Here is a 7,034-nt window from a genome sequence, read left to right as displayed (position 1 = left end):
GGGGTGACGAAAGTTTGGCTAGGAGCAGCCTACCTCCCGCGCGACCAGCACCGTTTGCCGATGGCAGTGGTGGCAGAACGCGAAGTCGAATGTTGCGCTGAGAACCCAGGCCTGGGCCGGGATGTCCCATTCGGCCCAAGCCTCTCGCGTCACAGCGGTTTCGCCGCAGCGTTCGCAACCATATTCGATCCGAGGAGCATCGCCTTGTGCCATGCGCCACCATATCGCGATGGCGGCGATCGGATCCACAACGGACCTAATCCCGCAATACCTCCGTTCCTGCCGAGCTTGTCCCGCGATGCTGCCGATCCGGACCGGCTATCCATCTCTTGCTAAGGAACCGGCAGCTAGACGCCGGGCATGCGTTTTCAGTCTGCGTACCGCCGCCGGCGTTCCCGGCCCAAGTCCCGCCTCCGCAATACCCTGCTGGTCCTACTCGGCGCCGCCGCAGCGGGTCTGGCCGCCACCGGCTGGGAGGCGACGATCGGCCCGCCCAGCGCAGAGGCTGCCAAGCCCGCCGCGGCGGTCCATTTCAGCCTTTGCCACCGCGGCGGCGGCACCAATTGCGTGGTCGATGGAGACAGCTTCTGGATGCATGGGGAGCGCGTTCGCGTTGCCGATATCGACGCGCCTGAAACCCACCCGCCGCGGTGCGCCGAAGAGCGCCGGCTGGGAAATGCCGCCACGCGCCGGCTGCAGGCGTTGCTCAACCGGGGACCGGTTACGCTTGCGGTCGAAGGGCGCGACACCGATCGCTATGGGCGCAAGCTGCGCGTGGTGATGCGCGACGGCCAGTCATTGGGCGAGCAGCTCATCGAGGAGGGCTTGGCTCGTCCCTGGGAGGGCCGCCGACGCCCCTGGTGCGAATAGCTTAGCCCTTGGGCTGCTGCTCGGGGGGCACTGGCGTGAGCTCATACAGGTCGAGCTGGCCTAGTGCCGCGCCCGCCAGCGCCATGCGCCAGCGGAAATTACCCACTCGCTCGACCACGCCCACCATATCGGCGGCCTGGTTGGCGCCATAGGCCAAGGCATTGTCGCCTGCTTTGCGCTGCTTGGCACCGAGGAACACATAGCGGTTGCCATCGGAATAGAGGTAGCCGGCCGTCGGCGCGGTGCCGGTCTGCTTCACGAAGCCGAGACCTTCGGGCACGCCGCTGATGTGGCAGAAATCGGCCTCGCCCTTTCGGATCACCTTTCGCGCAATGCGCAGTGCGCGGCAGTGATAGGCGCCAGGAGGAAGGGTGGCATGGTCCAGTGCGGCGGCGGGATCGAGCAGCGCACCTTGTGCAAGCCGCTGCCGTGCCGGCACTTTGGTACCGAAATCGGCAAGCCGCTGGGGCAGGGTGTCGATCGTCGCGCGATCCCGCGGCGCGATCGTGTCGCGCCAGGTGATCGGCGTCTCCACCGCTTCTACAGCGATGGTGGCAGGGCGCTTGTGTCCAGCGCATGCGCTGAGCGCGGGCATCAGGAATAGGAGGAGAAAGCCGTTACGCCGGACCATGGGCCACCTTGGAACTGCTCCGGCGAAACATCCGCCGAATGCGTTACCAAAAGGTGAAGGGTGCGGGTTAACGAACCGTAAACATGGCGCTCAGCCGAGTGGCTGGCGCGACAAGACGCGGGCGGCGTTTCCGCCTGCCCGCGTCCCATCAACCCAGCATCAGAAGTGTGCGATCACACCGGCCATCGGCTGGAAGCTGTTGAAGTCCTTGCCGAAGCTGTTCAGCTCCAGGCGGAAGCGCACGCCGGAATTGCCGGTGATGCCGCCCAGACCGATGTCCTTCGGACCGACTTCGACGCCCAGACCGGCGGTGATGTCGTGGAAGTCACGGCTGTCATCGCCCAGACGGTCGAAGTTGACCCACTGGTAGCCAGCCTTGGCATAGATCATGCCGCTGTCGCCCAGACGGACGCCTGCGCGGCCGGCAACGCCATATTCCCAGTCGATCGCGCCGGAGAAGCCCTTGGCGACGTTGCCTTCAGCACCGACGAAGAACGGGCCGACGGGCACGTTCACGCCGAGCACGCCCTGCACGAGGCCGCCGTCATAGTCGACGCCGTTCGACGAAGCCGGGATGCCTGCCGGGATCTTGTTGTCGTCGAACTGCTCCCAGCCGCCCATGATGCCGAAATACGGCTCGATGCCGAATGCCGGCGAACCGTCGGGTGCGGTCTCGGTTGCGGTGGTGTCGGCGGTGGTGGTCGCCGTCGTGTCGGTCGCGCTGTAATCCTGAGCGGAGGCAACAGTCGGGAGGACCGCGGCGAAGGCCGCAGCAGCAAGCAGGGTACGCATGGTGAAAAAACCTCTTACGCAGTTAAAATACTAGCCGGCACCGCAGGCTCCGATACGCCGAGCGCTGGGCGGTGCCGTCGGGTGGCAGAAGCGTCGAGATAGGCATTTGTTGCACTGCGGCTAGCGCTCGAACGAGGAAACCCGGGCCAGTGTTGCAGGAATGTCACGATCGTTTCGGGCCAGAAAATGGCGGAAAACCGGCGTGTTGAGCTGAGGCTTGGCGGATTATCCCTCGGGTGCGCCTCCGCCTGACGCTATTGATCGAGCGATTACGTTTCCGTGACATTTTATGTCGGGTTCGCCTTATTCACTCTACTTCGAGGAAAATCCGCATTCAGGGGGAACTCGTCCCGTTCAGGTGCGGAAATCGGGGAGCTTGGGATGACTTTGAGCCTGCAATCAGCGCGCTTGCTGGGTCGATGACGGAGCTGCACCGCCGCACCGGGCTCCACGTGGTTGATGAAGGCAGTAGGCGTAGATCGGATTAAGCTAGCAATGAAGCGGGCCTGGACGCCTGCAACGAACGGACCGCTGGCGCCCCGGGTTTCCGCAAGCAGATAGCAAAACGCCCGACTTCCTAAGGGAAGCCGGGCGCCTGCTGGAACCTCGCGAAGGATGCGCTGGATTATTCCGCGGCAACTCCGGCGTTGGAGAACATGTCGCCCTCGCCAGCGTCTTCGTTCGCCACCGGCACGGTCTTGACCTTCTGGCGCTTGTCGAACGATTCCCACACCTCGTTCCACTGACCCCGCGTCGCGCCCTTCGAATATTCGGTCGCGCGCTGTTCAAAGAAGTTCGCGTGCTCGACGCCGTTCAGCAGCGGTGCGAGCCAGGGCAGGGGGTGCTCGTCGATCATGTAGATCGGCTTCAGGCCCAGCTGGCCCAGCCGCCAGTCGGCGATGTAGCGGATATATTTCTTGATCTCCTTGGGCGTCATGCCGGTCACCGGACCCTGCTCAAACGCCAGGTCGATGAACGCGTCCTCCAGCCGGACCGTGGTCTGGCACATGTCCATGATGTCTTCCTTGACCGCCTTTGTCAGGCAGTCGCGCTCCTTGGCGAAGGCGTGGAACAGCCGGATGATGCCTTCGCAGTGCAGGCTCTCGTCGCGCACCGACCAGCTGACGATCTGGCCCATGCCCTTCATCTTGTTGAAGCGCGGGAAGTTCATCAGCATCGCGAAGCTGGCGAACAGCTGCAGCCCCTCGGTGAAGCCGCCGAACATCGCCAGCGTCTTGGCAATGTCCTCGTCGGTGTCGACGCCGAACTTCTGCAGATAGTCGTGCTTGTCCTTCATCTCGCTATATTCGAGGAACATGCCGTACTCGCTTTCGGGCATGCCGATCGTGTCGAGCAGGTGACTGTACGCCGCGATATGCACCGTCTCCATGTTGGAGAAGGCCGCGAGCATCATCTTGATTTCGGTCGGCTTGAACACGCGGCCATACTTCTCGTGGTAGCAATCCTGCACTTCCACGTCGGCCTGGGTGAAGAAGCGGAAGATCTGCGTCAGCAGGTTGCGCTCATGCTCTGTGAGCTTCTGCGCCCAGTCGCGGCAATCCTCGCCCAGCGGCACTTCCTCGGGCAACCAGTGCACCTGCTGTTGGCGCTTCCAGAAATCGAACGCCCAGGGATATTCGAAGGGCTTGTAGGTCTTGCGGGCTTCGAGAAGCGGCATGAGGGTTACTCCGGGTGAATTAGATAAGTTTGATTAGCGGAAAGGTGGCAGGGCAGGGACCTACGGCGAAGGCGGTCATACCGGTCCTCCTGCCAAGGTCGCGACCGTCGCGAAGCCGCCGAGGAACAGCCCCAGCGCGAACAGCATCATCCCAGCAATCCGCAGCGCGTACGTCGTCGCCTCCGCGTCGGCCAGGCGCAGCGCGTCGCGCGCGAGCTTGGGACGAACCAGCGTTGCGAGGCCCGTCGCACCCGCGGCTCCGGCGACGCCGGCCATGATGGCGAGGCTGCGGGTCATCGGTGATCGATCACGGTGCCGCGGTCGTGCACCACGCGGGTGCGGTACACCACTTTCTTGCCGCGCCACGCGCCCACGCCGAAGAACCAGATGCCCAGGAAATAGCCGAAATCATACCACCCGCCGTTGTTGGGCACGGCATAGACCGCGACGTCCGGCATGAAGAGGCTGAGCAGCCAGGCGGCGGGAAAGATGAACCCGTGCCAGAGCCCGAACAGGAGCCCCGGCGCGTCGGCCTGCACCGTACTCGATGCCTGGCGCGCACACGCGGCCAGCAGCGCCAGGGTGCTCAGCGCGGCCATGGTACGAAGCCCCTTCATGCGCCCATCCCCTCATATGAATAACGAAGCCCGCCACAGCCTGCATCGTTTCCCCACCGGGCGCGTTCAGTCCGCGAACCAACCACGGGAGACCCCAAATGGCCGACGCAACTGCAATCCGCGAGCATATGGAAGTCATCGGCGCCGACGGCGTCCATGTCGGCACCGTCGACAAGGTCGAGGGCGACCGCATCAAGCTCACCAAGAAGGACTCGGGCGCGCAGATCGAAGGCGCCGAACAGTCGCATGAAGGGCATCACCACTTCATTTCGCTCGGCCTTGTCGCTGATGTCGAGGGCGACCAGGTCCGCCTCTCGGCCAATGCCGATGTCGCGGTAACCTTCGAGGAAGAAGAGGGCGGCCAGCCGCTTTGACGCGAGGTGCCCTCCCCCTGCGTGGGGGAGGGACTTGCCCGCCGAGGGCATCACGTTGGCCATGGGGCGAGCGGAGCGACGTCGCGCATTGCGCCGGAATTCGGATGCCGATTGCTGGCCCGCCCGTTGCATCAACCCCGACTCCGCACCTGCCGCTTCGGGCACCCCTAAAGGTCCCTCAGGGCATCCAAGTTCACGACGTCATCCTACGCAAAATCGGCGCCCACGGCTAGTCGCATTGCGTACGGCGCCTGCAGCTTTCTTGTGGAGAAAATCCGCTATCTTGGGAGCAGGCGGCGCGACCAACGCAACATCTTGCGCGACAGCTTGGCCGCCGACGGAAGGAAAGCGACTCGGATGGTCCCTTTATGTTCCACCTCTAGGGTGGTTGTCGAGCGCTAGGTTACGCGACCCCACGCGTTTCGAGGCGAGCGGTGTTCAGCCTTCGGCAGGGCGATGCCGGCGGCGTTCGGGCCGGCACGGAAACCGCCCTTTGATGCATTGGTTGAAATAAGCGCCTGCCGAGACCGCTTTGCCCAGCGCGTCATAGATCGCGCGCGGCACCCCCGAATAGACATAGCGTCCCGATTGCCTGAACGAGATTACCAGCGTCTCCGCTTCGTCGTCGAAGACGATGCGGTCGATCATCGAGGAATTCAGCCGCTTGGCACGCATGCGGCGCTGAGCGTTCGGCGGAGTCGCGCGTTCCCTGGGCTGCGTCCATCCGAGTCGATACAGCGCCCAGGTGAGTCGAACCTCGATCCTCCGCTCGCAAGAGAAGGATCGAGAACCCCTTTAGAGTGCTGCCCAGTCGATCGGCTGATGACGGTCGAGATAGTGCGACTGGTCGCTGAGCGGGTATTTCAGCCCGGTGGCGCAGTTGAACAGCACCACCCGTTCCTCGGCGTCCACCAACCCGCCTGCAAGCGCATCGCGGTACGCCGCCAGGGTGGCGCCGCCTTCGGGGCACATCAGCAGCCCGTCCTTACGCGCGGCGTCGTCCACCGCCTGCACCAAGGCCGCGTCGCTGACCGCCAGCGCCTTGCCGCCGCTCGCGCGCACTGCGTCCAGGATCAGGAAGTCGCCCACGGCCTGTGGCACGCGGATGCCCGCCGCGACGGTATGCGCGTCCTCCCAGCGGGTGGCGTGGCGCTCGCCGGCTTCGAAAGCGCGGACGATTGGTGCGCAGCCCTCGGCCTGGACGGCATACATGCGCGGACGCTTGGCGCCGATCCAGCCGAGCGCCTCCATCTCGTCGAACGCCTTCCACATGCCGATCAGCCCGGTGCCGCCGCCGGTGGGATAGAAGATCGCGTCGGGCAGTTCCCAGCCGAATTGCTCGGCGAGTTCGAGCCCCATCGTCTTCTTGCCTTCGATCCTATATGGTTCCTTGAGGGTGGAGAGATCGAACCAGCCGCGCGTTTCCTTCCCCTGTCCGACGATCTTGCCGCAATCGTCGATGAGGCCGTTGACGCGATAGACGCGCGCACCCTGAGCGGCGATCTCGCGCACGTTGATTTCGGGCGTGTCGGCTGGGCAGAAGATTACCGCCTCGATTCCCGCGCGCGCGGCATAGGCCGCCGCTGCCGCGCCGGCATTACCGTTGGTCGGCATGGCAATGGTGGCGACGCCGAGCTCCTTTGCCATGGCGATCGCCATCACCAGCCCGCGCGCCTTGAACGACCCGGTGGGAAGGCGGCCTTCATCCTTCACCCAGACATTGCCGGGCTCCTTCTCTAGAGGGATGATCGGCGTGGCCGTCTCGCCCAGGCTGACGATATTCTCGGTGCGGCGGACCGGCAGCAGCTCGCGGTAGCGCCACAGGTCTGCGGGGCGCCGGGCGAGGATGTCAGGGGTCAGCGCGGCCTTCACGCCCTCCAGATCGTAGCGCACCAGCAGCGGGCGGCCGGCGCGCGAGAGGCCGTGGAGTTGATCCGCCTCGTAGCGCTCGCCGGTCATCGAGCATTCGAGATGCGTGACGAAGGTCTGGCGGTCGGTGGTCAGGTTGTCATCGTGGCGCATGGTCGCTCCGCAGGAAGGGTGGATCGGCCATACCGCTCGGGAGCATGCTG

9 protein-coding genes are annotated in these 7,034 nt (G+C 64.6%); 2 read left to right on the top strand and 7 right to left on the bottom strand.

Translation table 11 applies throughout. The annotated features are described in order from the left end of the window. Positions 1–360 precede the first annotated feature (360 nt). Positions 361–870, top strand: coding sequence for a thermonuclease family protein (locus LQ953_RS12275; RefSeq protein WP_231031193.1), 510 nt, complete (start codon positions 361–363; stop codon positions 868–870). Between the two features lies 1 nt (position 871). On the opposite strand, the gene LQ953_RS12270 is transcribed toward LQ953_RS12275, so the two are convergent. The 5 genes from LQ953_RS12270 to LQ953_RS12250 form a co-directional block, all read right to left on the bottom strand. Continuing rightward, on the bottom strand, positions 872–1,501 hold the full coding sequence (locus tag LQ953_RS12270) for a DUF4893 domain-containing protein (protein WP_231031192.1): 630 nt from the start codon (positions 1,499–1,501) through the stop codon (positions 872–874). A 159-nt stretch (positions 1,502–1,660) separates the two neighbouring features. Continuing rightward, the gene (locus tag LQ953_RS12265; RefSeq protein WP_231031191.1) at positions 1,661–2,293 is read right to left on the bottom strand and encodes an outer membrane protein; all 633 of its coding nucleotides are present in this window, start codon (positions 2,291–2,293) and stop codon (positions 1,661–1,663) included. Between the two features lie 625 nt (positions 2,294–2,918). Beyond that, positions 2,919–3,971 (bottom strand): ribonucleotide-diphosphate reductase subunit beta, encoded by a 1,053-nt coding sequence (locus LQ953_RS12260; protein ID WP_231031190.1) that lies wholly within the window; start codon positions 3,969–3,971, stop codon positions 2,919–2,921. 75 nt (positions 3,972–4,046) lie between these two features. Further along, a complete protein-coding gene (locus LQ953_RS12255) occupies positions 4,047–4,268 on the bottom strand; it encodes a hypothetical protein (protein WP_231031189.1) in 222 nt (73 codons plus the stop codon). Then, positions 4,265–4,588, bottom strand: coding sequence for a hypothetical protein (locus LQ953_RS12250; protein ID WP_231031188.1), 324 nt, complete (start codon positions 4,586–4,588; stop codon positions 4,265–4,267). Before LQ953_RS12250 ends, LQ953_RS12255 begins: the two co-directional genes overlap by 4 nt. A gap of 98 nt (positions 4,589–4,686) precedes the next feature. Here LQ953_RS12250 and LQ953_RS12245 point away from each other — a divergent pair, with 98 nt between their 5' ends. Further along, positions 4,687–4,962 (top strand): DUF2171 domain-containing protein, encoded by a 276-nt coding sequence (locus LQ953_RS12245; protein ID WP_184088536.1) that lies wholly within the window; start codon positions 4,687–4,689, stop codon positions 4,960–4,962. Positions 4,963–5,400: 438 nt separating this feature from the next. Here LQ953_RS12245 and LQ953_RS12240 read toward each other — a convergent pair whose 3' ends face one another. Together LQ953_RS12240 and LQ953_RS12235 are read right to left on the bottom strand one after the other, a co-directional pair. Continuing rightward, on the bottom strand, positions 5,401–5,637 hold the full coding sequence (locus tag LQ953_RS12240) for a KTSC domain-containing protein (protein WP_231031187.1): 237 nt from the start codon (positions 5,635–5,637) through the stop codon (positions 5,401–5,403). 120 nt (positions 5,638–5,757) lie between these two features. After that, positions 5,758–6,984: a threonine synthase gene (locus LQ953_RS12235; protein WP_231031186.1), complete on the bottom strand. Its 1,227-nt coding sequence runs from the start codon at positions 6,982–6,984 to the stop codon at positions 5,758–5,760. Positions 6,985–7,034: the final 50 nt, after the last annotated feature.

It is taken from the genome of Sphingomonas sp. IC-56 (assembly GCF_021043375.1).
In the GTDB taxonomy this organism is placed as follows: domain Bacteria; phylum Pseudomonadota; class Alphaproteobacteria; order Sphingomonadales; family Sphingomonadaceae; genus Sphingomonas.
The sequence above is the reverse complement of the archived record's forward strand: the minus strand, read 5'-3'. Positions and strand labels throughout refer to the sequence as shown.

Coding starts and splice junctions, on each gene's coding strand:
- LQ953_RS12240 (WP_231031187.1), bottom strand. CDS start 5,637: ATGCGTGCCAAGCGGCTGAATTCCTCGATGATCGACCGCATCGTCTTC.
- LQ953_RS12235 (WP_231031186.1), bottom strand. CDS start 6,984: ATGCGCCACGATGACAACCTGACCACCGACCGCCAGACCTTCGTCACG.
- LQ953_RS12265 (WP_231031191.1), bottom strand. CDS start 2,293: ATGCGTACCCTGCTTGCTGCTGCGGCCTTCGCCGCGGTCCTCCCGACT.
- LQ953_RS12275 (WP_231031193.1), top strand. CDS start 361: ATGCGTTTTCAGTCTGCGTACCGCCGCCGGCGTTCCCGGCCCAAGTCC.
- LQ953_RS12255 (WP_231031189.1), bottom strand. CDS start 4,268: ATGACCCGCAGCCTCGCCATCATGGCCGGCGTCGCCGGAGCCGCGGGT.
- LQ953_RS12245 (WP_184088536.1), top strand. CDS start 4,687: ATGGCCGACGCAACTGCAATCCGCGAGCATATGGAAGTCATCGGCGCC.
- LQ953_RS12250 (WP_231031188.1), bottom strand. CDS start 4,588: ATGAAGGGGCTTCGTACCATGGCCGCGCTGAGCACCCTGGCGCTGCTG.
- LQ953_RS12270 (WP_231031192.1), bottom strand. CDS start 1,501: ATGGTCCGGCGTAACGGCTTTCTCCTCCTATTCCTGATGCCCGCGCTC.
- LQ953_RS12260 (WP_231031190.1), bottom strand. CDS start 3,971: ATGCCGCTTCTCGAAGCCCGCAAGACCTACAAGCCCTTCGAATATCCC.